25 protein-coding genes, 8 tRNA genes and 2 rRNA genes are annotated in these 24,824 nt (G+C 44.8%); 3 read left to right on the plus strand and 32 right to left on the minus strand.

Annotation, left to right across the window (positions count from 1 at the left end):
* Position 1 precedes the first annotated feature (1 nt).
* From E4U82_RS12575 to E4U82_RS12685, 23 genes are all read right to left on the minus strand, one after another.
* Positions 2 to 1,054: an ABC transporter permease gene (locus E4U82_RS12575; RefSeq protein WP_135110532.1), complete on the minus strand. Its 1,053-nt coding sequence runs from the start codon at positions 1,052 to 1,054 to the stop codon at positions 2 to 4.
* A 72-nt stretch (positions 1,055 to 1,126) separates the two neighbouring features.
* Positions 1,127 to 2,506 carry a sensor histidine kinase gene (locus E4U82_RS12580; RefSeq protein ID WP_135110533.1) on the minus strand — a complete coding sequence of 460 codons (1,380 nt, stop codon included), beginning with the start codon at positions 2,504 to 2,506 and terminating at the stop codon, positions 1,127 to 1,129.
* Positions 2,506 to 3,201, minus strand: a complete 696-nt coding sequence (locus tag E4U82_RS12585) for a response regulator transcription factor (RefSeq protein WP_280689062.1) — start codon at positions 3,199 to 3,201, stop codon at positions 2,506 to 2,508. The genes E4U82_RS12580 and E4U82_RS12585 overlap by 1 nt, the downstream gene beginning before the upstream one ends.
* Positions 3,202 to 3,318: 117 nt before the next feature.
* Positions 3,319 to 4,665: a phosphoglucosamine mutase gene (gene glmM / locus E4U82_RS12590; RefSeq protein WP_135110534.1), complete on the minus strand. Its 1,347-nt coding sequence runs from the start codon at positions 4,663 to 4,665 to the stop codon at positions 3,319 to 3,321.
* Positions 4,666 to 4,763: 98 nt separating this feature from the next.
* Positions 4,764 to 5,984, minus strand: a complete 1,221-nt coding sequence (locus E4U82_RS12595) for a CdaR family protein (protein WP_135110535.1) — start codon at positions 5,982 to 5,984, stop codon at positions 4,764 to 4,766.
* Positions 5,977 to 6,798, minus strand: a complete 822-nt coding sequence (gene cdaA, locus E4U82_RS12600; protein ID WP_135110536.1) for a diadenylate cyclase CdaA — start codon at positions 6,796 to 6,798, stop codon at positions 5,977 to 5,979. The genes E4U82_RS12595 and cdaA overlap by 8 nt, the downstream gene beginning before the upstream one ends.
* 207 nt (positions 6,799 to 7,005) lie before the next feature.
* Entirely contained in the window at positions 7,006 to 7,377 is a 372-nt protein-coding gene (locus tag E4U82_RS12605) for a hypothetical protein (protein ID WP_135110537.1), read from the minus strand.
* 121 nt (positions 7,378 to 7,498) lie between these two features.
* Positions 7,499 to 7,822: a hypothetical protein gene (locus tag E4U82_RS12610; RefSeq protein ID WP_135110538.1), complete on the minus strand. Its 324-nt coding sequence runs from the start codon at positions 7,820 to 7,822 to the stop codon at positions 7,499 to 7,501.
* A 202-nt stretch (positions 7,823 to 8,024) separates the two neighbouring features.
* Positions 8,025 to 8,684, minus strand: coding sequence for a zf-HC2 domain-containing protein (locus tag E4U82_RS12615; RefSeq protein ID WP_135110539.1), 660 nt, complete (start codon positions 8,682 to 8,684; stop codon positions 8,025 to 8,027).
* Between the two features lie 15 nt (positions 8,685 to 8,699).
* On the minus strand, positions 8,700 to 9,263 hold the full coding sequence (sigW, locus tag E4U82_RS12620; RefSeq protein WP_135110540.1) for an RNA polymerase sigma factor SigW: 564 nt from the start codon (positions 9,261 to 9,263) through the stop codon (positions 8,700 to 8,702).
* A gap of 334 nt (positions 9,264 to 9,597) precedes the next feature.
* The gene (gene rocF, locus E4U82_RS12625) at positions 9,598 to 10,500 is read right to left on the minus strand and encodes an arginase (protein ID WP_135110541.1); all 903 of its coding nucleotides are present in this window, start codon (positions 10,498 to 10,500) and stop codon (positions 9,598 to 9,600) included.
* A gap of 199 nt (positions 10,501 to 10,699) precedes the next feature.
* Positions 10,700 to 11,122 (minus strand): GNAT family N-acetyltransferase, encoded by a 423-nt coding sequence (locus E4U82_RS12630; RefSeq protein ID WP_135110542.1) that lies wholly within the window; start codon positions 11,120 to 11,122, stop codon positions 10,700 to 10,702.
* 181 nt (positions 11,123 to 11,303) lie between these two features.
* The gene (locus E4U82_RS20135) at positions 11,304 to 11,528 is read right to left on the minus strand and encodes a CD3324 family protein (protein ID WP_245183580.1); all 225 of its coding nucleotides are present in this window, start codon (positions 11,526 to 11,528) and stop codon (positions 11,304 to 11,306) included.
* A 251-nt stretch (positions 11,529 to 11,779) separates the two neighbouring features.
* Positions 11,780 to 12,880 (minus strand): phosphomevalonate kinase, encoded by a 1,101-nt coding sequence (locus E4U82_RS12640; protein ID WP_245183578.1) that lies wholly within the window; start codon positions 12,878 to 12,880, stop codon positions 11,780 to 11,782.
* A 9-nt stretch (positions 12,881 to 12,889) separates the two neighbouring features.
* Positions 12,890 to 13,867 (minus strand): diphosphomevalonate decarboxylase, encoded by a 978-nt coding sequence (mvaD, locus tag E4U82_RS12645; RefSeq protein ID WP_135110544.1) that lies wholly within the window; start codon positions 13,865 to 13,867, stop codon positions 12,890 to 12,892.
* 95 nt (positions 13,868 to 13,962) lie between these two features.
* Positions 13,963 to 14,934: a mevalonate kinase gene (mvk, locus tag E4U82_RS12650; protein WP_135110545.1), complete on the minus strand. Its 972-nt coding sequence runs from the start codon at positions 14,932 to 14,934 to the stop codon at positions 13,963 to 13,965.
* The gene (locus E4U82_RS12655; RefSeq protein WP_135110546.1) at positions 14,931 to 16,220 is read right to left on the minus strand and encodes a hydroxymethylglutaryl-CoA reductase, degradative; all 1,290 of its coding nucleotides are present in this window, start codon (positions 16,218 to 16,220) and stop codon (positions 14,931 to 14,933) included. The genes mvk and E4U82_RS12655 overlap by 4 nt, the downstream gene beginning before the upstream one ends.
* 396 nt (positions 16,221 to 16,616) lie before the next feature.
* Positions 16,617 to 16,689, minus strand: a tRNA-Lys gene (locus E4U82_RS12660).
* 69 nt (positions 16,690 to 16,758) lie between these two features.
* A tRNA-Gln gene (locus E4U82_RS12665) sits at positions 16,759 to 16,830 on the minus strand.
* A 12-nt stretch (positions 16,831 to 16,842) separates the two neighbouring features.
* Positions 16,843 to 16,927 (minus strand) — tRNA-Tyr (locus E4U82_RS12670).
* Positions 16,928 to 16,974: 47 nt separating this feature from the next.
* Positions 16,975 to 17,050 (minus strand) — tRNA-Thr (locus E4U82_RS12675).
* Positions 17,051 to 17,062: 12 nt separating this feature from the next.
* Positions 17,063 to 17,135: transfer RNA gene (locus E4U82_RS12680), tRNA-Val, on the minus strand.
* A gap of 5 nt (positions 17,136 to 17,140) precedes the next feature.
* A tRNA-Glu gene (locus E4U82_RS12685) sits at positions 17,141 to 17,212 on the minus strand.
* A 199-nt stretch (positions 17,213 to 17,411) separates the two neighbouring features.
* On the opposite strand from E4U82_RS12685, the gene E4U82_RS12690 reads away from it, so the two are divergent.
* On the plus strand, positions 17,412 to 18,137 hold the full coding sequence (locus E4U82_RS12690; protein ID WP_167751407.1) for a YwaF family protein: 726 nt from the start codon (positions 17,412 to 17,414) through the stop codon (positions 18,135 to 18,137).
* On the opposite strand, the gene E4U82_RS19910 is transcribed toward E4U82_RS12690, so the two are convergent.
* Positions 18,124 to 18,291, minus strand: coding sequence for a hypothetical protein (locus tag E4U82_RS19910; protein WP_167751408.1), 168 nt, complete (start codon positions 18,289 to 18,291; stop codon positions 18,124 to 18,126). The two genes, E4U82_RS12690 and E4U82_RS19910, sit on opposite strands and share 14 nt — an antisense overlap.
* Positions 18,292 to 18,381: 90 nt before the next feature.
* Between E4U82_RS19910 and E4U82_RS19915 the strand changes: the two genes are divergently transcribed.
* Positions 18,382 to 18,576: a hypothetical protein gene (locus tag E4U82_RS19915; protein WP_167751406.1), complete on the plus strand. Its 195-nt coding sequence runs from the start codon at positions 18,382 to 18,384 to the stop codon at positions 18,574 to 18,576.
* On the opposite strand, the gene E4U82_RS20640 is transcribed toward E4U82_RS19915, so the two are convergent.
* From E4U82_RS20640 to E4U82_RS12710, 4 genes are all read right to left on the minus strand, one after another.
* Entirely contained in the window at positions 18,485 to 18,736 is a 252-nt protein-coding gene (locus E4U82_RS20640; RefSeq protein WP_135110548.1) for an amidase family protein, read from the minus strand. The two genes, E4U82_RS19915 and E4U82_RS20640, sit on opposite strands and share 92 nt — an antisense overlap.
* Positions 18,678 to 18,953 carry an amidase family protein gene (locus E4U82_RS12700; protein WP_135110549.1) on the minus strand — a complete coding sequence of 92 codons (276 nt, stop codon included), beginning with the start codon at positions 18,951 to 18,953 and terminating at the stop codon, positions 18,678 to 18,680. Before E4U82_RS12700 ends, E4U82_RS20640 begins: the two co-directional genes overlap by 59 nt.
* On the minus strand, positions 18,941 to 19,135 hold the full coding sequence (locus E4U82_RS12705) for a hypothetical protein (RefSeq protein ID WP_135110550.1): 195 nt from the start codon (positions 19,133 to 19,135) through the stop codon (positions 18,941 to 18,943). The genes E4U82_RS12700 and E4U82_RS12705 overlap by 13 nt, the downstream gene beginning before the upstream one ends.
* Before the next feature lie 100 nt (positions 19,136 to 19,235).
* Positions 19,236 to 21,305 (minus strand): catalase, encoded by a 2,070-nt coding sequence (locus E4U82_RS12710; RefSeq protein ID WP_135110551.1) that lies wholly within the window; start codon positions 21,303 to 21,305, stop codon positions 19,236 to 19,238.
* Between the two features lie 218 nt (positions 21,306 to 21,523).
* Here E4U82_RS12710 and E4U82_RS12715 point away from each other — a divergent pair, with 218 nt between their 5' ends.
* Complete coding sequence (locus E4U82_RS12715; RefSeq protein ID WP_135110552.1) at positions 21,524 to 23,611, plus strand: catalase; 2,088 nt, start codon at positions 21,524 to 21,526, stop codon at positions 23,609 to 23,611.
* A 492-nt stretch (positions 23,612 to 24,103) separates the two neighbouring features.
* Here the strand turns inward: E4U82_RS12715 and E4U82_RS12720 are convergent.
* The 4 genes from E4U82_RS12720 to E4U82_RS12735 all read right to left on the minus strand — a co-directional run.
* Positions 24,104 to 24,176 (minus strand) — tRNA-Thr (locus tag E4U82_RS12720).
* A gap of 6 nt (positions 24,177 to 24,182) precedes the next feature.
* Positions 24,183 to 24,257 (minus strand) — tRNA-Asn (locus E4U82_RS12725).
* Positions 24,258 to 24,312: 55 nt separating this feature from the next.
* Positions 24,313 to 24,428 (minus strand): 5S ribosomal RNA (rrf, locus tag E4U82_RS12730).
* 142 nt (positions 24,429 to 24,570) lie between these two features.
* Positions 24,571 to 24,824 (minus strand): 23S ribosomal RNA (locus E4U82_RS12735); the annotation flags it as partial.

Here is a 24,824-nt window from a genome sequence, read left to right on the forward strand (position 1 = left end):
CTTACGCGCCCCCCTCAATTGCTTCAACTGGATCGACTTTGACAACCTGGAACAGTGATATCAGCGATCCAATCAATGACACCGCGAGCAATAATACGGATGTCTGCACTGTATTCCCGGCAGTCATGACAAATGGCATGTCGTCAGGAAGCAGCATTTTGATGCCATACGTCATGCCAATGGCGATGGCAATACATACAATTGATATGATCACCACTTGAAACAGAAGATTGTTGATAATATAAGATGTTTGTGAACCCAATGCTCTCAATACGCCAAATTGCGCTTTCTTTTGCATGGTGATGACATAGAAAAAGATGGCCAGAACAAAGGCAGCGATCACAAACAGGAAGATGATCATCATGTTAAGTGATGCCTGCTCCTGTGAATAACTGGGTATCCCCTGCAAGACCTCCTTTTTCGAAAGAATGTCATACGTTGGCTCAAGGCCGCCATTTCGTTCACCTTCTGCTGTCTGGATGGCGACTGCGTTTATTTTTTCTCCCGCCATGCTCATATAAATGACAGGCGTATGGCTGTATCGCTGATTTTCAGCAAACCCTGTCACGGTGTACTCGCCATCATGGCCACGGAAAGCGATCGTATCCCCAATCGCGATACCTTCTTTTTGCAGGGATACATCAGCGATGACCTCATTCGAATCAACAGGTTTTGTCCCTTCTATAACGTCTGGTGTCAACATCCCCTGTAAATCCGTACCAAAGATGGCCACGTCATGTTGTTGCTCAGACCCTGTCACTGAAGCGGATGACATTCGAATGACTAACGGAACAGCTTCGTTAACACTTTCTGCTTGTGCTGTTTCACGGACGGCCGATTCAGGTAAAAATGATTTGGTCAGCTCTTGCTCCACGCCTGATTCAATGACTAGATTGTCAGCATTCAAGTTTTGTATGGATGAGGCATTATCAGCCGACAATCCTTTTGCAAGACCTGATATCATCAATATCAACACGGTGATCAAAACCATGATGAAGCCAATTAAAATATAGCGGAATTTGGCATGAAGCAATTCTCTTATTGCCAGAAACATAAAAATCGCCCACTCCTTTCATATCCAATGCCTAATTTAACGCTTGAATATGAACAGAGAATGAACGATTGGTTACATCTTCGGGATCCTGACATGAAATTTGGAACCTTCGCCAGGTTCACTTTCCACCGTAATGGTGCCATCATGCAATTCGATGATCTTTTTTACAATTGATAACCCGAGCCCCGTACTCTTTTTTGTCCTGGTGCGTGCTTTGTCCGCTTTATAAAACCGCTCGAACAAATGCTGTAGATCATTTTCTTTGATTCCCACTCCGTTATCTTCCACCGTGACCATGACGGCGTCTTTCTCCGTTATGCCATAAATCTTAACCGTCCCGCCGGGGTTTGAATACTTGATCGCGTTCGCCAACAAATTCATCCAGACCTGATGCAGCAGTCTAGGGTATCCATAGACTTTTTCAGGCACTGTTTCCAGTTCCACGGCGATTTCCTTGTCACGCCAAAACCATTCGAGAGTGGCCATGACATCCTTGAGTTGTTCCGGCAGATCGATACGGGTCGTTTCCTCCACTTTTACGTCATCATCAAGAAAAGAAAGCGTCAAAAGCTGTCGGCTTAACTGTGACAGTCGTCTGCTTTCATTTTCAATAATCGACAAATACCGTCTCCGCTCTTCTTCCGTCATGTCTTCCTCACGCAATGCCTGGGAGAACCCCTGTATCGATGACAGCGGTGATTGAATTTCATGTGATACATTTGAAACAAATTCCTGCCTTTTTTCTTCCATTTGCTCCAAATTATCACTCATCTGCTGAAAATCGCGGGCAAGCCTGCCAATTTCATCACGGCGACTGACATTCAATTTGATATGATAATTACCGGCAGATATTTTCCTGGTTGCGGCAGTCAGTTTGTCAATCGGCTTAACAATAAAGCGTGTGCTGATAAGTACCAACAAAAAGCTTAATACAATTAAAAGACCCAGCATGACAGCTAAAAACAGGCGCATCTCACCAAATTGCTGTACCGTATTTTGTCGGAGGAACAAAGCATATTGTTCACCATCTGCATTGACCGGAACACCAATCGTGTTCTCCAGTTTATTGTCAAAGAAGCCTGTAACGAAAGGACGCCATGGATATTCTGCAATCCCATGATAAGTGCCGCCATTCAAAACGTTATGGACTGTTTCAGCTTGTAAGTCTATTGAATCGAATGATTTGCCAAACAACTCCGCACCACCGGAACTGTCAACCAAATAAAACGTATAGCCTAACTCTGTCATGTCGTTCAAATAAGCTTCGATCGCCTGCGAGTCATTGTTTTCGTAAATGGCCACAATATCATTTGCAATGCTTGTCACTTTTTCATCATTTTTTGGTTTCAAGTAATACTGATAATAAACGTTCGTCCCCAAAAAAGCGATGATGGCACTTGAAATCATGATCACCATGGTGATGACAATTATCCGCATATAAAGCGTCCGCATTAGCCAGTTCCTCCATGCCGCTGTGTTGGGATTTCCAGTTTGTACCCTCTACCCCGGACCGTTTTTATCAAAAAATCACTATTATTTTCAGAAAAGCGCTCACGAAGCCGTTTGACATGGACATCTACCGTGCGGTCATAACCAACAAAGTCTTGGCCCCATACCAGCACGATCAGCTCGTTACGGGTGAAAATCCTGTCTGGAAAACTTGCCAGTTGAGCCAGCAGTTCAAACTCCTTTAACGGAAGGATGATTGTTTTACCGTTCGTCCTGACTTCATAACTTTTTCGATTAATCACTGTATCGCCAAGCTGTATGATGTCTTTACTTGCCTTGTTAAACCGACGTAAAAGTGCCTTGATTCGGTACAAAACCTCTTTCGGTTCAAAGGGTTTGACCATGTAGTCATCCGTTCCAGCACTAAAGCCTTTCTCTTTATCCGTGATGTCCCCTTTTGCTGTCACCATAATAACCGGAATGTCATAATCGTTCCGGATTGCTGTACAAAGCTGATAGCCATCCACATGCGGCATCATGATATCGACAATCGCCAGTTGTATGTGGTCTGTTTCAAGCTGTGCGGCAGCCTCTTCGCCATCAGCTGCCTCAAGCGTTCTGTAGCCTTCTTTCTGCAGATAAAACCTCAAAAGCTCACGAATATGCGGGTCATCATCAGCAATCATAATGGTAACCAATCCATAACACCTCTTTGTGATGCCGGGGTTCGCCTCCTGAACGAGTCTGCCAGCCTGTCTACTTTCGCTCGAATTGCTAAAACTGCTCCCCCTTCCCGGCGAGCAGTTTCGGTTAAATTAGTCTTTCATGCCAAGCAAATCATCAATCACCTTTACAACCTGATCGGCATACTTTTCACAATCCTCTTTGGTTGGCGCCTCCACCATGACCCGGACGAGCGGTTCAGTTCCAGACGGGCGTACAAGCACACGGCCCTCGCCGTTCATTTCATTTTCCACACGGTCGATGGCCTCACCAATTTTCGGATTTGTCATCGCATTATGTTTATCTATGACTTTGACATTTTTCAGGACTTGCGGATAAATGTCCATTTCACCGGCCAATTCAGACAGCGGCTTACCGGTTTCTTTCAAAACATTCACCAGCTGCAGTGCCGTCAGCATACCGTCGCCTGTTGTATTATAATCAAGGAAAATAACGTGGCCGGATTGTTCACCGCCTAAATTATAGCCGCCTTTACGCATTTCTTCCATAACATATCGATCGCCTACTGCCGTCTTGTCACTGCGCATCCCGTTTTCTTCCAGTGCCTTGTAAAATCCGAGGTTACTCATGACAGTGGAAACAACCGTATTATGGCGCAGGACACCCTTTTGGTTCATATATTTTCCGCAAATGTACATGATTTGGTCCCCGTCAACAATGCTCCCGTTCTCGTCGACTGCGATCAGGCGATCACCATCACCGTCAAAAGCAAGACCCAGGTCAGCCTCTTTTTCCTTCACAAATTCTTGTAAGGCTTCCGGTTGTGTTGACCCGACGCCATCGTTAATGTTTAACCCATCCGGTGAGGAACCAGTCGACACAATGTCCGCTTCCAAATCGGCAAACAGATGTGTTGCCAGACTAGAGGTTGAACCATGTGCACAATCCAGTGCAATCCGCAAATCCTCAAAGTCATTGTCAATGGTATCTTTTAGGAAGGAAAGATACTTTTGGCCGCCTTCAAAATAATCGTTCATCACGCCTATATCTGCACCAACCGGACGTGGCAGGTCGTCTTCACCATCCATTAGTCTTTCAATTTCTTCTTCCTCGGCATCCGATAATTTAAAACCATCCGAGCCGAAAAACTTGATACCATTATCCTCGACAGGGTTATGCGATGCGGAAATCATGACACCTGCTTCTGCTTTTATAGTCCGTGTCAAATAGGCAACACCCGGCGTTGAAATAACGCCCAGCCGCATGACTTCGGCACCGATTGAAAGCAGTCCGGCTACAAGCGCTCCTTCCAGCATATGACCGGAGACTCGTGTGTCCCGTCCAATCAGTATTTTGGGCTTGTCAGTGCCTTTCGTTAATGCATAACCGCCGAACCGGCCCAACTTGTATGCTAACGTCGCTGTCAATTCCGTGTTTGCAACGCCTCTGACACCATCTGTTCCAAAATATTTTCCCATCCTGATAAACTCTCCTTTATATCCGTGTAACAACTCATAGGGGTTGGTCAAAAAGCCGTTCCCAATCTACACTTTTAACCCCAAATTATCAATTGTCATCACGAAATTTCAACGGTAATTTGTTCAAACTCGCCATTCACTTCGATGCCGTCCGGGCCCTCAATTGTAACTGGAATCTCATGTTCACCTTCTTCCAGTCCCTCTCCATCCGCCACAACCGTGAAATCATCAGCCGTCAACTCACTTATATCGGCCTGGTCCCCTGTCACGGTTATAGCCATCTCCTCATTTTCAGGTTCGGTGAACGATAGGTCCTGACCATCACCAAGGTTTTCAACATCGATCGGCACTGTCTCAAATGTTCTGGTCTGTTCGAGTTCCACAGCAACCTCAACTGTTTCAATCGCAGGGACACTCGCGCCATCCGGCAATGCAAGTCCAACATCAATCGGCCCTGACTCCGTTATATCCGCCAAATCAATCGTCTCCGTTGAAACGCCATCAATGTCCTGTAACACCTCATTCGTTGCAAAAACTTCAACTTCATCCGTATTAGCTGATATGGAAGAAAGTGAATAGCCATCCGGAAGTTCTCCTGATGTTTCGACATCCACCGGTACATCCTTACTCGGGTTATTAATATCAACCGAAGCATTCACATTTTCCGGTTCTACCCGCACATTCAATTCGTTTCCCCTAGCATCGTAAACATTAACCGAAACTTCCCTGCTATCAATGGGTTCTGTCGCTTCTGACACATCGACAAACACTTTCACAATCGCAATTTGTTCAATCACTTCTTTTGAGCTAGTAATCGTAACTTGTCCAGGTTCTGTCTGTGATTCACCAATCTCATAGCCCTCCGGAAGTTGGCCGATAAAGTCAAGGGCCACATCAAATTGTTCTGACGCTCGCTCTTCAATGGTCACCTCAATTGTTTTTGGCTCAATATAGGCATTTAACTCATCAGGAATTCCAGTATGCTGCAGGTCAACCGTATGAGTGCCTGCATCCAGATTTTCCAGGTCAACAAATATATCAAAATTCTGTTTGCGAGCTGTTGCCGTCAGCGCCCCTGTTTTTCCTTCAAGTGTGACCGTCACCGCTTCAGGTACGCCACTGACGACATAATTTTCATCATCGATGCGGATATTGACCGGTACATCCTCAACGGTCTGCGCATCAGAACTATTGTTCGTCTCTAGCCGGGAATCATTCTGATATTGGTCGATCTCAACTTGGACAAACACATATAGTCCAATGGCAAAAGCTAACGAAATAGCACGGACAAACCATGGACTTTTAAACCAGCTATCCATTGTTTTTCCCCCTCTGATTTCGTGACTTGGCTTCAGAGGCTCTCATAGATGAGGATAAGTTTTCACGCAGATAACTTCGCAGACTATCCTGATCGAGATCCCGTTTTAATTCACCATTTTTCGTTGCGGATATACCCCCGGTTTCTTCGGATACGATAATTGTAATCGCGTCCGTCACCTCGCTGATCCCCATTGCCGCACGGTGTCGTGTGCCCAGTTCCTTGGAAATGAACGGACTTTCGGATAACGGGAGATAGCAGGCGGCTGCAAAAATTTCCTCATCCTTGATAATGACGGCACCATCATGGAGCGGAGTGTTCGGTGTAAAAATATTCGTCAGCAATTGATGCGTCAGATTGCCATGAATCGGAATCCCCGTCTCGGCATAATCACCCATCCCTGTTTCACGCTCAATAGAAATCAAGGCACCAATGCGGCGCTTAGCCATGTACTGACAGGATTGCGTAATGGATGCAATTTTCTGTTCCAGTATTTCTTCCTCGGATCGTGACCCTCTTGCGAAAAGATTTCCCCGGCCGATCTGCTCAAGTGCCCTTCTCAATTCAGGCTGGAACAAGATGATAATGACCACAAAACCCCATTTGATGACCTGGTTTGTCAGGTATTGCGTGGTATGTAGTTCCAACACAATGCTAACACCCCAGACGAGTAGTACGACCACAATACCTTTTAAGAGCTGAATGGCTTTTGTACCCCTGATCAGCATAATAATTTTATATAAAACATACCAGACGAGAGCTATATCAACAACGATTCTTAACACTTCCAAAAGGTCCAATCCCCCATCAAGCATGTTCACACTTCCTTTTCACATATGTACTCGTTCTATTTTACATCATAACCGATTTTATTATATCATATTTCCTCCCGCATCTTTAATGATAGTGCTGGAAATTCGGGATGACATGTGGAAAAAATAAAAAAAACCCGGCTTTCGCTTCGTCTATAGCGCGTACCGAAGTTTTTCCTTGGAGGTTATCCATAAGCCACGCAGGCAGCTCTATGTTTGTTGCAGCCGCCCTTCCAACATAAAGTGATACAATTTTAAATGCACCGTTGATGTTGGGTTCGATACCATCGATGTTGGGCCCGGTACTGTTGATGTTGGACCCGATACCATTGATATTTGCTTCAATACCATTGATGTCGGACCTGATACCATCGATGTTGAACCCGATACCGTTGATGTTGGACCCGATATCATTGATGTTTGCTTCAATACCATTGATGTCGGACCTGATACCATCGATGTTTGCTTCAATACCATTGATGTCGGACCTGATACCATCGATGTTTGCTTCAATACCATTGATGTCGGATCTGATACCATCGATGTTGGGCCCGGTACTGTTGATGTTGAACCCGATATCATTGATGTTTGCTGGATACGCACATGTGAACGATTACAATTCTTTCTGTGGCTTTTCAATCACTGTTAAATGAAACGAAGATACCTTCATCCTCGTCAGGTATCTATCATTTTTTACAGGCTTTTATATAAAATAAGTATAATACGTTGCGAATGTTATCAATAAGCTGCCCAGGATAAACAGCAATAAACCAGCATCGACCGACGAAACAGAATACTCAAATGGCTTAATACGACCCGCTTCTTGTCCGGTGTGGCCTTTTATGTGTGCGATGTATTCGTTGTTTTCCTGTTGAAGATACAGGGAAAATAACCATTTTGCTCCAAATATAAGGATGCCCCCCAAAAAGATGATATCGACAAAGTTCCAGTCGAGTATACGTGAGACAGCCCAGAGGATAAGCGCTTCAACCCCTATAGTCATGACCATAATATAAACTTTTCTCATAAACAGTATCACACCCACCCTTAATTAACAATTTCCGAAATACCTCCTATTTGATATAAAAAGACCAAGTATTGGCATTTTGTTCCCGCTATACATGTAATGTGCCTAAGCCTGGGCTATTAAGGAGACAAGGAACTGGTGATTGCTTATAAGAATATTTCTGAAATCAAAAGTCCGGGTACCACCCGGATTCAGCTGTATTTTAAGTTCCTGTCAGTTGGATGTGCCCCAGTGAAAAGATGCTTTTTATCAAATCCTTCATATGGAACCAGAGCCATTCAAATACCTGGTCCACCTGCTGCAGATCACCATTCACTTCGCCGGCTGATGCCATGAGTCCCGATCCTTCTATCGTATCGTCCTTAATTAGGTCACCGTTTACCAATCGAACATCACCATCAACGGTCCCATCGATTCGTAAATCACCATTTTTAACAAGTAAATCACCTTCAACCGTGACGCCTTCAGGTACAATGACCGTATCACCCTGTATTTCCAGATTTTCTTGTTTGGAAACAACCAGCTCACCACTTTGATTCCAGCTCGAAAACATGCCGCTGAACATGAAAATAACGAAAATAACCGCCGATGTCAGGACAGGATGCGCCTTAAACCAGCGTAAATATTTAACATTTTTCTTTTCAGCCGGCAGTTTCTGCATAACGCTCTTTTTGAAATCAGCAGGAGCCGTGATTTGCTCTGTATTTTGAACAAGCTTGATGGTTCGTTCAAGCTCATGGAAATGCTTTTGGCATGCTTCACAATCCTCCAAGTGGACGCGCAGCCTGCCTTCTTCCTCTTTTGTTAAATCATGATCTAAATATTTATGCATCAGTTCCACTGCTTCATGGCTGCAATTCATTCGGGTTACACTCCTTTACACATGACGAAGCTTTTTGCGTAAGGCTTCGCGCCCGCGATGGATTCTGGTTTTCACCGTCCCAAGCGGGATATCCAATATGTCACTGATCTCCTGCAGCGAAAACTCTTCTAAATATCTAAGAATGATAACACTCCGATACTTTGGCGGAAGTCCGGAAATCTGTTGATTAATATAATCCTGCAGTTCCATCCCCTGCACTTCTTCCTCAGGCAGCCTATGATCGGTTGCCAGCTGTGAGTACATATCAAGGCCATCGGTTCCTCTAATTTCAGCATCAAGATAGTAATCAGGTTTCCGTTTTCGGATCCGATCAATCGTTAAATTAGTTGCTATCCGGTATAGCCATGTTGAGAATTTGCGCTTATCATCAAATGAATGAATGTTAACGTACGCTCGAATGAATGTTTCCTGGCCAATATCCTCCGCTTCGTGCCTGTTGCCAAGCATCCGGTAGCAATGCTGGTAAATTTTATTTTGATAAAAGGAAACAATGTCTTCAAAAGCGGATTGATCCCCTCGTTTGACCTGTTTTATTTTCTCTCTGGTTATCAAATCCATCTACTGTACCTCCGCTTACCATGCGGTATTATCCATACGGACGAACACCGTGAAAGGTTTCAAAAAATATATAAAATGGTTTACCGTTCGTGTGATTGGATCTCTCTAAGACAATTATACTAGAACTGGAGACACTTTTGTGGGGATTTTTTTATTTTTGGAAAATATTGAAGAAAAACCTGACAGGGAGTACTTTCACTTCCACCAGGTTTGTCGCTCGAGTTGTGGGCGTTGTCGCTCGAGTTGTGGGCGTTGTCGCTCGAGTTGTGGGCGTTGTCGCTCGAGTTGTGGGCGTTGTCGCGGGGGTCGTGACCTCCGCGACCCAGCCCCTTACTTATTTCAGCTTTTCACCAAATAGTGAACCGAGCAACCCTACTGTGAGTGTGGCTGTTTTATTTTGGTCGTCAAGGATTGGATTCACCTCAACAAATTCTGCTGATGTTAAAAGATCCGCTTCTGACAGCATTTCCATTGCCAAGTGGCTTTCACGATAGGATAAGCCGCCCATGACGGGGGTGCCGACCCCGGGTGCCTCTTCAGGATCCAATCCATCCAGGTCGAGGCTCAGATGAACGCCGTCTGTTCGTTTTTTTAAGTAGTCGATCGCTTCTGCCATAACCTGTGACATTCCTATCCGATCGACTTCATGCATGGAGTAAACCGTGACACCTTTTTCCTTAATCAATTCCTTTTCTCCAGGGTCAAGTGAGCGTGCCCCGATGATGACAATATTTTCCGTATTGACTTTAGGAGCATAATCCAAAATATGCGTCAGCTTTTCATGACCAATACCGAGACTTACCGCCAGTGGCATACCGTGTATATTCCCCGATGGTGAGGTCTCGCCGGAATTCAGGTCCCCATGTGCGTCATACCAGATGACACCCAGGTTTTCGTAATGTTTGGCGGTCCCTGCCAATGTACCGATGGCAATACTATGGTCGCCGCCTAACACTAAAGGAAAGCGATTTTTTCTTATTTCTTCATCAACCATTTCCGCAAGTAACCGGTTACTTTCCGATACTTGCTTTAAGTTGCGCAGATTGCCTTCCTGCACATGGTCCTTGCTGTCCGGACGGGAAACCGGTACATCGCCTAAATCAGTAATATGATACATCAAGTTTTCCAGCCGTTCCGTAACACCGGCGTAACGAATGGCACTTGGACCCATGTCGACACCACGCCGACTTTGCCCCAGATCCATCGGCACCCCAATAATAGACAAGTTTTTTTGCATAGCTTAGCCCCCTCTTACTTCCATTTTAGTTGAAAGGCAGCCAATGACTCAACTGGACATTAAGATGTATATATATACATTCTCTTTATTGGTACTTTCAATTAAAAGCTCGTGAACAATCGTAATGAAACGTCTTCATCGATTATATATGTCAACATAACTTTTCTCCTTCCACAGGACGGGGCACCATAGAGCCTCTTCAATATTCAAGATACGTTTTCCTGAATCCGTAAAAGGCCCGGTACCCATGTTCTTGATAAAACGAACGGGATGAGCTGCTTGCAAGCATTTCAATTCTAGTCGTTAGATATAAGTCGTGAACATATCGCAGGAGAACCGTTCCTAAACCTAATCCGCGAAACGCCTTATCAATCAACAATTCACATATAAATAAACTGATACCTGTGTCGGTCATACCCCTAATATACCCGATAACTTGCTGTTCTTCTGTTTCCGCAACGAAAGCTACATTTGAGTTTTCCCATGCCCGCTTTGTACTTTCATTTTTTTCTGCTAAATTATGCCATCCTTCTTCAGCATTTAAAGCCTGAATACTATTAAAATCCGTCGTTACATATGGGCGTACGAATACATTTCTGTTATCGTTCAATTCCAGTTTCATCATCATCACTCCTTACCTGAAAAGATCTATACGTGAATTCCTCAACTAAAAGAATTACTGCTCACTTCCTTATTGTATAATGCATCATTAAGTCGATATATAGAAAAAATGATTAGGAAACGAACATGGTATAAAGTAAAAAAATCACTGACCACCATAATATGAATGATCAGTGATTTTTCTACTTTTTGTAAACAATCTTTTTTATTGTATCAATTGACAGGCAGTGCTCCAAGGCCAGATTGTCAATTGTCTTACCGCTGTCAAAAGAAGTTTTAATAGCAGCATTCCGTTCATCAATCATGTCTCTGGCGCCCGAGCACGAGCCCCATTTTCGGTAATGATCTCTTTTCCGGGGAATGTATACTGTTTCACCTTGAATATATTGCTGCAATTCAACAATCAGTTTCTCAGGTTAAACATGTTTTGCCTATATATATTTCATTTCCGGCAGCCCCTTATTTTTAGAATGATCAATAAATACGGTGCAAAGCCAATTATTAGAAATGATTTTAGTGGACGATATTAATTCCGTGCCTCATGCTAAGCACCGTCATCTAATATTGACTTTGCATGAGGCAAGACGAGCATAATCGGTGTCATAACCTTTATCATGATTCACACCCCCACTAAGTACATTTTTGATTTCTGTTAATTTTATATGATTTCTGCACCAGCCCGAGAGACCACAATCTCCAATGGTTGAACCCCCGCTTCTTCCCATGCACTCATTAGCTCTTCAGCTTTTTCACGGGATGGCATAAAAGCAATCCCGCAGTCGCCCCCGCCGGCACCAGATGGCTTCCCGGCACCACCAAAACTTTCTGCAAGATCGCATAGTGTTTTTAACTGTGGCGTTTCTATTTCCACGCCAGCTTGCCTGCCCACCGTGGCTAACGCCTTCCGGTTTCTTTTTGTTCCCTCGATCACCAATCCAGGGGCCCCCTGATACATACCGTTCAAAAAGGTCTCGACTGCCTGGGCGCTATTCGTCAAAAATTGCTTATATAATGACGGATGATCCAAGTTGAGCTTTTTAATCCCCTGGACCAGATTGTGAGTCGATGCAGGAGATCCAGTCCATCCAATGCACATATACAGTTGGTTTGGCAGTTTGATCGGCTGAACAGAAAAGTAGGGCCAATCAGCAGCGACCAATTCTGTTATAGTCGTACTTTGCCAATAAGCATCCTTTAGCCAATCCGCCTGAGGTGATGCGTATTCCAGCCACCCGCCATATGAAGAAGCAGCGACATCAGCCCCGGAGCCGCTTCCTTGTGTTTTTACATGCGAAATGGCAGCCAGCTTGAAAATCAGTTTTTCAGATGGCGCTTGGGGGAGAAACTGATGCAACATCGCCGCAACCACTGACGTCACAACCGCAGCACTTGATCCCAGGCCATATTTTCTTCCCGACACATCATCCAGTTCGCTACGGATGGAAAGATGAAATGGAGCGGGTGCTATATTGTTTTCGCTTAAATATGTATAGACGATGGTCATCGCTTCTTCTACAAATTGCACACGCGTGTCTTCTGTTTTAATGTGGACAGCGTTTGATTCAAAGTCCCATGCCATATCATTCAGGTCAAACGTCTCCAGCGTCAGACGATTGTCACTATGTTCCTTCAGCGTTGCATAAACAAAGCGATCGACTGCCATCACGACTAATTTTTGATATTGTTCAAGGACGGCAAATTCGCCTGCAATCATTAATTTGCCAGGGACTTTAACGGTTAAAGGTGTATCAGGCAACATATTCAACTCCTAAATGTAGGATACCCCCGATCCGGGACCCGTGACTGTAACATCATGGACGCCGGATATATGACGAAGCGTATTCCGGACTGTCTCTTCATATTCAGGCGTATAAAGAACCTTCACATTTGGACCAGCATCAATCGTAAAAAATGCGGGTACCCCGCCTGCTCGCAAGTCCTGAACAGCTTGCATGATGGAGATCGTCGTACTCTGCCAGTAGCTGAAAGGGGGACGTGCAGCCAGTGTTGTCGCATGCATTCTGAGACAATTGGCTTCAGCTATTGCACCCACTTTTTCAAAATCCTTCGCCATGATCCCGTCTTTTATGGCCGCCAGATCGTCAGGGATACTCGCGACCCAAGCTGGATAATAAACAGATGTATCGACCGTCCGTTTCATACCTTCTCTGCTCAATACTTTCTTTTCATCAGAAGACAAGATGACGGCAGCCACCTTGATATTCCAGTGGTCTGCAGGTGCGACTGGAACAGCATACGAGTCGGACCCATCAGCTTCTGTTCCCTTTTCCCATTCGACAAATCCGCCATAAATCGACCTGCACGCTGATCCAGAACCTTGTCTTGTCAGCATGGAAAGTTCCTGTTCGTTGGGGGCTAACCCTATTGCTTTAGTCGCCGCTGCAGCTAAGGCGGCAAACCCGGATGCCGACGACGCGAATCCGGCGGCGGTCGGCACATGATTAGTGGAATGAATCTCGGCAAAACGATCCGGCTGACCTGCCACGTCCCGGATACGGTCAAGGAATGCCGTGACCCGGCTATATGCTGTACCTTCTGTCAACCGGCCATTCAAATAAAAACGGTCAGCTGATAGGCTGTTTTGAAATTCGACAGCTGTTGTCGTATAAAAGCCATCCAATGTCAGCGATAAACTGTTGTTCATTGGAAGAATTAAGGCGTCATCCCGCTTTCCCCAATATTTAATAAGGGCAATGTTCGTATGGGCTTTCGCTGCAGCTTTCATGTGACGTCCCTCCCATGCCTCGCGAACATAATTCGAAAATCAGGCAAAATGACCTTCCCAACCGGAGCGGACATTTTGCCATTCATTTGAAATACTTATTCCTGATTTGGCTTCTTTTTAAGTGAAAATGACCAGACAGCATGTGCGCCAATTTTTTTCAGCTTTTCGCACAGCTGTTTGGAATGCATCTCATTTTGAGCAAGCGCGATGACACAACCACCGTTACCGCCACCTGTCAGTTTAGCACCCAGCGCACCTTCCTGGCGGGCAAAGTAAATCAGACGGTTCAATCCGGCATCACTGACACCGAGTGCTTCCAGTTCTTTCTGCGCTTCATTGAGCAATTGCCCCAGAAGATGTTTGCTTGCTGTTTCCAGTGCATTTCTGGCTCGGTGTGTCAGTTCGCCAATACGTTCAAGCTTGGACTGAATCCGCTTAGGCGCCGATTTGATCAATTTGCTTACAGACTCTACAGCCATGCGGGTGTCTCCCATTCTGCCGGAATCTGCCACAATAAAATGAAAGTCACCATGAGGCTCAATCAGATCAAACGGTTCTTCCTTTTTATACCAAATCGGGCATTCTGACGAAATGGTCAGCGTATCAATACCGCTTGGCTCTCCATGTGCGTGCCTTTCCGAAATAGCTGCAAGTTCCAGTATTTGTTCCATTGTATAATCCTCTTCAGCGTAGGTAAACAAGGACCGGATAACTGCGATTGCCACAGATGCACTGGATCCCAATCCTTTTCCTGGCGGTATGGATGATTTAATCCGGATCAGCAAATCTTCACATGGCATATCCAGCTTCTCCAGTGTTGCTTTAATACAAGAGGTAAGCCCGTTTAATGCATCAGGAGCAGAGTCAATCGGCCCGTGATAAAATGTACTGTCAATCTTCACCGAACCGGGAACGTAATCAATGATGGCTTCTACCCCAACCAGCGGAAATGGAAGCGATATAGCGGGCTGCCCATGAACAACCGCATGTTCCCCGATTAAAATCAATTTACTATGAGCTACACCGATAGCTGTTTGTACTGAAGTTGTCGCTTTTTCTACACTCATTTTTTATATTCTTCCACCAATTCTTTAGCTTTTCCAACACGAATTTCCTTCTCCTCGATTAACCGCTCTGAAATCATGTCAATCATCTCCCCAGTAGCTCCTGCTGCGATTGCAACAGATCGAGAATGTAACGCCATGTGGCCTTTCTGAATTCCGTCAGTTGCCAGCGCCTTCAATGCACCAAGATTTTGCGCAAGCCCGACAGCCACAATCACTTGGGCAAGTTCCTGTGCTGATTCAACATTTAACATGTTGTGGGCCATTTTGGCAATCGGATGAACCCTGATGGAGCCCCCTACCGTTCCGACTGACATCGGCAGTTCCAGTTCACCAACCAGGTTTCCATGCTCATCCTTGGACCAGACTGTCATGGATGTATACATCCCATCACGTGCAGCATGTGCATGTGCTCCGGCCTCAACCGCGCGCCAATCATTTCCGGTTGCAATCACGACCGGATCAATCCCATTCATAATGCCCTTATTATGCGTCACGGCACGATACGGATCAGAAGCAGCAAATTCATAGGCGTGAATAACCCCGTCACGTACTTCCTCACCCGAAAAATCACCCACCCGCAACAAACTTGGTGGTATAACACAGCGTGCACGCGCGAGACACCGTTCGGGGTAATTAGACAGAATTCGCAAATACACCTTCCCGCCCGTCAAGTGCTCAATGACGGGAGCCAATGATTCAGCCATGGTATTCATAATGTTGGCCCCCATGGCGTCACTCGTATTGGTGTAAAGATGGACAATGAGCATTTGCCCATATTTTGACCCTGATTCTTCATTTAATATTCTAACTTCCAGATCTTCAGCACCGCCACCCCTGTTCATTAAACTTGGATAGGCGTTATTGGCAGCTTCAATCAATCCATCTTTTTCATTTAAGATAGCCTCTTTTGCCTTATGAAAATCCTCACAGCCAACCACCTGGATTTGTCCAGTCATGACACGGTCGGTTGCATCGGTTGTAAACCCGCCAGCATCCCTGACTATTTTAGCAATATGACTGGCAGAAGCCACGACAGATGGCTCTTCAATCGCCATCGGAATACAATAGTCTTTCCCGTTTATGAAGAAATTCAATCCCAGCCCTAACGGCAATGGGAAGGTACTAACGACGTTTTCTATCATATTATCAGCTGTCTCAATAGGCAACGCTTCTTTTGAAAACAAATAGTCAGTCTCTTCATCCGTCAATATGTCCATTGACCTTAGCAAATGCCTGCGTTCTTCAACTGTCATGTTATAAAAGCCAGGAATTCTGGAAGTCTGCATACCGTCTCATCCTTTTATAATCTTTCATATGTGAATAGCATTGTCATTAATTATGAATTTACTGTTTCTATTATGTAAAAAAACAGGATAAAATGCAAATAAACAAGGCTGTTTAAACCTTAACAACCTTGTTTTTCCATGTGACTCCCCATTTGCAGGCTGCGGTTGCATTCTAAAACCAGCGGGGAGGGTTAGACGCTGCAGGAGAATTATGTTCAGCCATTTGATAGGCACATATTATGGTTCACTCCCAAAAAGGTCATTCGGCCATTTTCGATACCACATACAGTGTTAGTAGCATCAAATGAACCACAATACTTTGTGCTTTTTAAGATGTTATTTTTAAATAAACACCTTTTTGGGGACTAACCATATTATGAGTTTCCATTGTTATAATGAGCCATGGAGGATTCGAACCTCCGACCCTCTGATTAAAAGTCAGATGCTCTGCCAGCTGAGCTAATGGCTCGTGTTTTATGATTCTTATTAATCCGTTACCTTATTACCAGCACAGATTTCAGGTCAAAATAAAAAAAGGCTGGGCTAGCTGGATTCGAACCAGCGAATCACGGGATCAAAACCCGATGCCTTACCGCTTGGCTATAGCCCAACAATAAAAATATGGTGGAGGGGGAGAGATTCGAACTCCCGAACCCTGAGGGAGCGGATTTACAGTCCGCCGCGTTTAGCCACTTCGCTACCCCTCCGTACGTATTGTAACTAACATCCTTTTGTTTTATACATGAAAAATAAATGGTGCCGGCCAGAGGAATTGAACCCCCAACCTACTGATTACAAGTCAGTTGCTCTGCCAATTGAGCTAGACCGGCATAATGGAGTGATGGAGGATGCAGGGCTCGAACCTGCGACCCCCTGCTTGTAAGGCAGGTGCTCTCCCAGCTGAGCTAATCCTCCACTGATGACCCGTACGGGATTCGAACCCATGTTACCGCCGTGAAAGGGCGGTGTCTTAACCACTTGACCAACGGGCCGTAAAGGGGCGTGAACCACACTTCGAATGACATGTCGTAAACCAACGAATTTTATTATATAAAGATTATTGCCTTTTGTAAAGAGGAAAGATTGAACTTTTCATTTTCAAAATAAACTTTTCCGCTTATAATTAGATAAAACCCTTGTCAACGGGGTTTCTCAGCTCAATTCAACACGCTGGTCACGAGGGGGAAAATGATGGCGGAGATCTTTTTGGAAAAGAATGGTGAACCTTTTGCGGCATTTGGAATAAGCCATGGAACGGTATTGTTCTTTTATTTTTTAGGGGCTGTTAGCTTATTGTTGTTTTCCAAAAAAATACTAAACAAGGCCTCCGCTTACAACATCATTCGCTGGAGTCTGTTCAGCCTGCTGGTTTTATCCGAGATAAGTTACCAGACGTATACAGCTTTAAACGGTATTTGGAGCATGGGTGAGCATATGTTTTTTCACCTTTGTGGTGTAGCAGGCGTCACCGGGGCTATTGCCTTGGTTAATCACCATAAACAACTCATTCAGATCACATTTTTCATAGGACTGATCCCATCATTGTTGGCTTTGGTGACGCCCGAACTGCCGTATGATTTTCCGCATTACCGCTATTTGAAATTCTTTATTCACCATATGACGATTTCCTGGACCAGTATTTTTCTGGTGGTCTCTCACCCTGTAACGATTTCATTTCATGCGGTTTTAAAAACTTACATGTATCTATTAATCTATGCCGCTATCATCGGATTTCTTGTTAATCCACTTTTGGGTTCCAACTATTTGTATCTGTCTCAAACCCCGACAGCGAACACCCCTCTCGACTTACTGGGTAGCGGTGTCTGGTATTATGTGAATCTATGCGTTTTAGCATTTGTTGTATTCCTGGTCCAATACTTGGTTTACAGGATGGTGAGACATTTTAAGAATACATAAATGCGACAACCCAAACAATCACAACGACAGGCAGTGATGTATATAGGGACTGCCACATTTTCATATCATGCTTTTTAATCAGGTATACCGCCACAAAAACTTCCATAATCGTAACAGCAACTGCAAGAACGATCAGAACCGGGAAAGCTTCCAACATGACGCCTCCTTCTCTGGTGACCTATTCTATATTGAGGATAACATGTTTGTCCATATAGCGGTATGAAACAGGGAGAACTATATAAAATTGACAGATGAAAAGCTGATCCGCTCCCTCAGCAAACAAAGAAAGCACTCTGAAATCCCCCATCCTGCCAATAAGATGGGGGTTATAAGAGGCTTACATGGAATCAATTCTGAACCTGAAACTGAAATGGGTTCTCCCGTTCCCACGCATGGCCAACCTGAAGTAATTGTTTTTCTGAGAGATGCTTGCCAATAAATTGCATACCGGCAGGAAGTCCTCTTGAGTCTAACCCCATGGGCACCGACAAACCTGGTGTCCCTGTTACATTGACAGGGACGGTGAAGGGCAGACACCGTCTAATAACATCTAAATTTTGATCGATCCACTTCTCGGCGAATGCTGGGGTTGATGCCATGAAGCGGTCCTTGATAGTGGCCGTGCATGATACTGTGTTCGGCTTCTCGTGCTTGTTGAAGAGCCAGTTCGGGGAGAGGGGTAATATACGAATGGATGGTTGGTTCGATTGTATGTACGCGATTTAGCATATGTGTTGTCAATTCGACTGGAGATAGTTGCTTTGTCGCGATTAAAGGGGCAAGTTCGGCAGCCGTCAGGAAGGCTAATTCTGCCATAGCATCAACCGCTTATCAGTCACTGTAATCGGTACTTCCTGGTTTAGATCAGGAAACGCATTAAGGGACTTCTGAGCCTGTTCAATTGTAAAAAGTATATTTTGAATATAAGAAATATCAGCCTCATACACAGATAATCCCTGTAAGTATAAGCCTTGTTTTATAAATTTAGCATCATTCATCTAACTGACATACCTCCCCGTGTAACAAAAAGACGGGGAAACAAGTACTTTTATCGTGTCCTTATTTCCCTGGATCCTTTTTGTTATCTTCTTATACATCCTATGTTCGATCCCAAAAACGCTGCTGTGCGATTGCCTCAACGAATTTTCCCCTGAAGTCAGGGTTATTCGCAGCAAACACGACTCCAGCTAGATTATTCGTCTTGGACGTTGGAATACAGGACTCGCCGCTTGATGCCACACCGATTGGTTTGTAGTGTTTATAGGCCGTATTGACGTACTCCATAAGGTCTTGCGTAAATTTAGCTTCATTGCGAGCTTTGCCGCCTACAACATAAAGGGAATCAACCAGGTAAGGACTTGTTGTCATAAATGTCGCATCAACTTTGAGCTTTGTACCGTTAGCACCTGTGACCGTACCGAGTGTTTCAGCGACAATCTTTATAAACACTCCGCATTGCTTGAGATAGTTAAGCACACCGGTTACCTCTTGATCATTAAATCCATTACCGATTAAAACCCCAACTTTTTGTGTATAGGCGTATTTTGGTGTAGTGGCCTGACTTAGAGAAGGGTAACTTTTAGTAACAGGTACTTGAGTTCCGCTCGGGCGCTCAACACCAATATTATCGGCAATGATGCAAGCCAGTTCCTGATCGACATTGGCCAGCTGATTGACATTTTGCTGGCGGACAGATTCACTTTCGACTTTTCCAAGCTGGTAGCTGAACCCTTCAATCGTATGCTCTTTTTCAACAGGTGTCAGACTATTCCAGAATATTCTCGGCTGTGAAAAGTAATCCTTGAATGATTCACTACGGGCCCTGATTTTGTAGCCTTCCACTTTCTCCGGATAATGTTCATAGCCGCCTTCTTCCGGGGGTACTGTGTATGGTGTGTTGTTCGCGAGTGAATTTTTATGATAGTTTACCTGATCAACATCGATTCGGTCCCTCATATAGCCCCGTCGCATATTGTGGTGAGCCGGGCAGAGAGGCTGATTGATTGGCAAGTTAGTGTAATTGGAGCTGCCAAGTCGATGCTGTTGTGTATCCCGATAGGCCATTAGCCTTCCCTGCAGGACAGGATCATTGGAAAAATCAATACCCGGAACGACATTGGCAGGGTTAAATGCGACTTGTTCAGACTCCGTATGGTAATTAGCAATATTCCGATTTAAGGTCATTTTACCGATAGGCTGAACAGGGATGAGCTCTTCCGGCCAGAATTTTGCAGGATCAAGAACATCAAAGTCGTATTTGAATTCATCCTCCATCGGAATCAATTGGACGCCTAATTCATATTCAGGATAAGCCCCATGATCGATTGCCTGTCTGAGATCCCGTCGGTGGAAGTCCGGATCAAGTCCGCCGATTTTCAGCGCCTCATCCTGGAGCAGGGAATGGACACCAAGGACAGGCTTCCAAACATACCTCACAAAGGTTGCCTTTCCTTGTTCGTTAACGAATAAGTACGTATTAATGGACCACGATTCCATCATGCGGTAACTTCTCAGAATACCCCGGTCAGACATGATCCATTCCACCATATGAAGCGCTTCCGGGTTATTGGCGACATAGTCCCAGAAAAGGTCGTGTGCACCGCTTGCGGTTGGTATGTCATCGTCCTGTTTGGATTGGTACGCATGCATTGCATCCGGAAACTTCATTGCATCCTGGTTAATTAATACAGGCATAGCAATCGTTGTCAGGTCCAAATTGCCTTCTTCTGTATACAATTTCACCCCCTGACAACGTAGATCCCTTGCCGTATCATAGGACCCTCTGGACCCCTGAACAGTGGAAAACCGGATCGTTAACGGCGTCTTTTTTCCCGGTTCCTGTAAAAATCCCGCTTTTGTCACATGTTTCATCGACTGATAGCATTCAAACTCGCCATGTGCACTGTAACCTCTTGCATGAACGACTCTTTCCGGTATCTCTTCATGGCCAAAGTGTGACATTTTTTCAAAGAACTCATAGTCTTCCCGTAATGCTGGACCGCGCACACCAGCTTTTAATTGATCCTGGTCCTGTGATCTTTTTTTCCCTTCCTGTGTCGTCATTGGCTTCCCTGCATTTTGTACACGATACTGATCCAATTGCTCCTGTTTGATGTTTTCGCTGTATCCGCCAACACCTCTTTTGTTTTCTGAAGATGAATGATCCATTTCATCACCTATCCTTAACTGATTTTAAATTCCACTTTATGATATGTATGTCAGAGGACCTGTATACATTCACATGTGCAGGAATTATTCCTGCTAACGGCAACGTGATGCAACCATTTCGTATCGCTTCGCAAAAGCCACACATATTATTCCATAAAATGAATAGATATGGAATTGGAGTTCAAGAAAATGATTTAACGAAAAGGATAGGTGGTACCATGGACGAACATGAAAGCGATAATAAGTCAAGAGGTCATGGTTATAAAAAGGGTCACGAGGACAGCAAAGAAGAACTGCTTGAACAATACTATGCCCAAAATACTGGGCCGGGTAAGAAATTAACGGACGATGCCGGCTTTAAAATTTCCAATGATCGGTGGTCCCTAAGAGCAGGAAAACGGGGGCCAACCCTGTTTCAGGACTTTCACTTTTATAGGAAACAGTCACATTTCAGCCGGGAACGCATTCCGGAAAAAGTCGTTCATGCAAGAGGTGATGGGGCTTATGGAGAATTTGAATTATATAAATCGATGAAACATGTCACCAAAGCTCATTTCCTGCAGGAGCCCGGGAGCAAAACACCTGTATTTGTCCGATTTTCCAATTTTATAGGAAGTAAAGGTTCCAAGGACACGGCCATCGATATACGTGGGTTTGCAACCAAGTTTTACACACAAGAGGGAAATTATGATAATTTGGCACTCTCATTCGCTATCTTTGCTATTATGGATGCCATGAAATTTGCCGATTTTACACACGCGGTTAAACCGAACCCAAGAACTGGAGTTCCGCAAGCGACTATTGCCCACGACAATACCTGGGATTATGTCGCTAATAATCAGGAGATTGCGCATTTTATTATGTGGCTGATGTCCGCTCGGGGCCGCCCAAGGAGTTGGCGGATGATGGGAGGATGGCCAGTCAATACGTTCCGGTTTATTAACGAACAGGGGAAATCGACCTTTGTCAGATTTAAATGGGAGCCTGTGCTTGGTGTCCATTCATTGCTGCTGGATGAAGCGAATATTATCGGTGGCGTTGATCCGGACTTCCACCGGCGGGATTTACATGAGGCTATTGAGTGCGGTGCCTATCCAGAATATGAATTAGGTGTGCAACTGATTGATGAAGAGGATCAGTATAATTATGATTTTGACATCCTGGATGATACAAAACTCTGGCCGGAAGAAGTTATCCCCGTTGACTACATCGGTAAAATGACGTTAAATCGGCTAGTGGATAATCATTTTGCGGAAGAAGAACAGTCTTCCTTTGACCCGGCAACGGTTGTACCAGGAATTGACTTCACCGATGACCCCGTCCTTCAAGGCAGATCGTTTGCCTACAGGGATACGGATTACCACCGGCTGGGTACGGCAAATATCAATAATATACCGGTCAACCAGCCGATTGTTGAAAAGAATACGAACCAGCGGCAAGGCGTTGCGCGCCATCGAATCGATGTTGATTCAGTAAATTATCATGAAAACTCGTTAGCTGGCAATACACCGGCAGAGACCCCTCCTGATGAAGGCGGGTATGCGCATTATCCAGAAAAGGTTGACGGACACAAGACAAGAGAACGTCCAGGTGAATCGTTCTATGATTTCTTTTCACAGCCAAGACTTTATTGGAACAGCCTATCACCTGTTGAGAAACAGCACACGGTGGAAACATTCAACTTTCACCTTAGCTATGTCCAAAGTAAATCGGTCAGGCAACAAGTTGTTGATATGTTCGCCAATGTCGATAAAGGGATGGCAACAGCTATAGCAGAACATATTAATGTTAACCCACCAAAAGGATCTAACGTGCCTGTTTCGGCAAGTTCTCCAGCCCTTAGCGAGGCCAATACCCCGCATTATGCGTACACACAAAAAGTAGGCGTATTAATTGCCAATGGATTTCATGGTGAAGAAGTAAGAAGCACGCTGGATTTCCTTCAGCATTGTGGTGTATTTATGGATATCATCAGCGAAAGGTTTGGAATGGTAACCGGTTCGGATGGTACAACGATTGAAGTGACTGACACATTTACCGCAACCTATCCGGTGCTGTATGACTCGCTCTATGTTGTAGGTGGAAAGGCTGACAATGAAGCTAAATTTATGCAAGATGTTATGGAGTTTGTCAATATGGCCTATAAACACTACAAACCAATCGGTGTGGCGACAACTGGCCAGTCCTGTATTCCAATGTCCAAGAAGAATAACTTAGCTGGTGTCGTGTTTGCTGCAAACAACACTGACTTCGGGGAGGATTTTGTCGCCGCCATCGCGCAGCAGCGCTTTTGGAATCGAACATAAGAAAGTCATTTGCAGGGGGAAAAGCAGGCTTATTTAAATTAAACGTTAAATGCTACCTATTGATTGAATAGTGACTGGTGGCTTTTAAAATGGATGGCCTACTTAGCCGCCTGTAGAAGATAACGGTAATTGCTCTCGTTGCCTAAAATATAACACAGCAAGGGTAGCCAGAGAGTCCACTTCAAAATTTTAAAGTGGGCGCTTACGACGCATAGGACGTGCTAGTAGCGACAGCACAACCAAACATCCGAGTTATTGTCACCGCCCGCCGGTTAAGACAAAATAAAAGTTGGCCATTAAAATGCCGCCGCCTTCTCTTTTATATATAAAATTACAAATTTGGGCGTGACCCCTTAAGAGGTTGATGGCTTTACCATCATATACATCCATTAATTAGTTAGTGACGTTGATATCTTTTGTATTTTGAATTTGGTCAACCATTAGGTCAAAACAAAAAAACGCCTGTCCCTTAGGGATTGGGCGTTTATCGAGAGCTTCCGGCCGGACTCGAACCGGCGACCCCCACCTTACCATGGTGGTGCTCTACCAACTGAGCTACGGAAGCATAAAATGGCTCCACAGGCAGGATTCGAACCTGCGACCGATCGGTTAACAGCCGATTGCTCTACCACTGAGCTACTGTGGAATAATGTAAAAGGCTTCCGAAGTATTAAAATAAAAATAAAAAAGTACAGGAAAATGCCTGGCGGCGTCCTACTCTTGCAGGGGTAAAACCCCAACTACCATCGGCGCTGGAGAGCTTAACTGCTGTGTTCGGCATGGGAACAGGTGTGTCCTCTCCGCTATTGCTACCAGACCTGTGTTGTTCTGCGTTATCTACAGAACATATTTTTTTTATGGACAAGCATTATTATAGGCATTTTTGATGAAAAATGCAAGGGATTTTTCATCATTTGTACCCTAAAAACTAAATAAGAGAGCCATTCAACGGCTAAGGGTTAGTTAAGTCCTCGATCGATTAGTATCCGTCAGCTTCACGTGTCACCACGCTTCCACCTCGGACCTATCCACCTCATCGTCTCTGAGGGATCTTACTCACTTTAAGTGATGGGAAGTTTCATCTTAAGGGGGGCTTCATGCTTAGATGCTTTCAGCACTTATCCTGACCACACGTAGCTACCCAGCCGTGCTCCTGGCGGAACAACTGGTACACCAGCGGTGTGTCCATCCCGGTCCTCTCGTACTAAGGACA

This window comes from Lentibacillus salicampi (assembly GCF_004565465.1).
Taxonomy (GTDB): Bacteria; Bacillota; Bacilli; order Bacillales; family Amphibacillaceae; genus Lentibacillus; species Lentibacillus salicampi.

Bases quoted from the DNA above. Each gene is read 5' to 3' on its own strand.
- rocF (WP_135110541.1), bottom strand. From the start codon at position 10,500: ATGCAAAAAAACTTGTCTATTATTGGGGTGCCGATGGATCTGGGGCAA.
- cdaA (WP_135110536.1), bottom strand. From the start codon at position 6,798: ATGCTTGATGGGGGATTGGACCTTTTGGAAGTGTTAAGAATCGTTGTT.
- E4U82_RS12715 (WP_135110552.1), top strand. From the start codon at position 21,524: ATGGACGAACATGAAAGCGATAATAAGTCAAGAGGTCATGGTTATAAA.
- E4U82_RS12640 (WP_245183578.1), bottom strand. From the start codon at position 12,880: ATGTTGCCTGATACACCTTTAACCGTTAAAGTCCCTGGCAAATTAATG.
- E4U82_RS12710 (WP_135110551.1), bottom strand. From the start codon at position 21,305: ATGGATCATTCATCTTCAGAAAACAAAAGAGGTGTTGGCGGATACAGC.
- E4U82_RS12605 (WP_135110537.1), bottom strand. From the start codon at position 7,377: ATGATATCGGGTTCAACATCAACAGTACCGGGCCCAACATCGATGGTA.
- mvaD (WP_135110544.1), bottom strand. From the start codon at position 13,867: ATGAAAGCTGCAGCGAAAGCCCATACGAACATTGCCCTTATTAAATAT.
- glmM (WP_135110534.1), bottom strand. From the start codon at position 4,665: ATGGGAAAATATTTTGGAACAGATGGTGTCAGAGGCGTTGCAAACACG.
- E4U82_RS12595 (WP_135110535.1), bottom strand. From the start codon at position 5,984: ATGGATAGCTGGTTTAAAAGTCCATGGTTTGTCCGTGCTATTTCGTTA.
- sigW (WP_135110540.1), bottom strand. From the start codon at position 9,263: ATGGATTTGATAACCAGAGAGAAAATAAAACAGGTCAAACGAGGGGAT.
- E4U82_RS20640 (WP_135110548.1), bottom strand. From the start codon at position 18,736: ATGGCATCAACCCCAGCATTCGCCGAGAAGTGGATCGATCAAAATTTA.
- E4U82_RS12615 (WP_135110539.1), bottom strand. From the start codon at position 8,684: ATGAATTGCAGCCATGAAGCAGTGGAACTGATGCATAAATATTTAGAT.
- E4U82_RS12690 (WP_167751407.1), top strand. From the start codon at position 17,412: ATGGCGGAGATCTTTTTGGAAAAGAATGGTGAACCTTTTGCGGCATTT.
- E4U82_RS12655 (WP_135110546.1), bottom strand. From the start codon at position 16,220: ATGCAGACTTCCAGAATTCCTGGCTTTTATAACATGACAGTTGAAGAA.
- E4U82_RS12580 (WP_135110533.1), bottom strand. From the start codon at position 2,506: ATGCGGACGCTTTATATGCGGATAATTGTCATCACCATGGTGATCATG.
- E4U82_RS12575 (WP_135110532.1), bottom strand. From the start codon at position 1,054: ATGTTTCTGGCAATAAGAGAATTGCTTCATGCCAAATTCCGCTATATT.
- E4U82_RS12700 (WP_135110549.1), bottom strand. From the start codon at position 18,953: ATGGCAGAATTAGCCTTCCTGACGGCTGCCGAACTTGCCCCTTTAATC.
- E4U82_RS12705 (WP_135110550.1), bottom strand. From the start codon at position 19,135: ATGAATGATGCTAAATTTATAAAACAAGGCTTATACTTACAGGGATTA.
- E4U82_RS12630 (WP_135110542.1), bottom strand. From the start codon at position 11,122: ATGAAACTGGAATTGAACGATAACAGAAATGTATTCGTACGCCCATAT.
- mvk (WP_135110545.1), bottom strand. From the start codon at position 14,934: ATGAGTGTAGAAAAAGCGACAACTTCAGTACAAACAGCTATCGGTGTA.
- E4U82_RS12610 (WP_135110538.1), bottom strand. From the start codon at position 7,822: ATGAGAAAAGTTTATATTATGGTCATGACTATAGGGGTTGAAGCGCTT.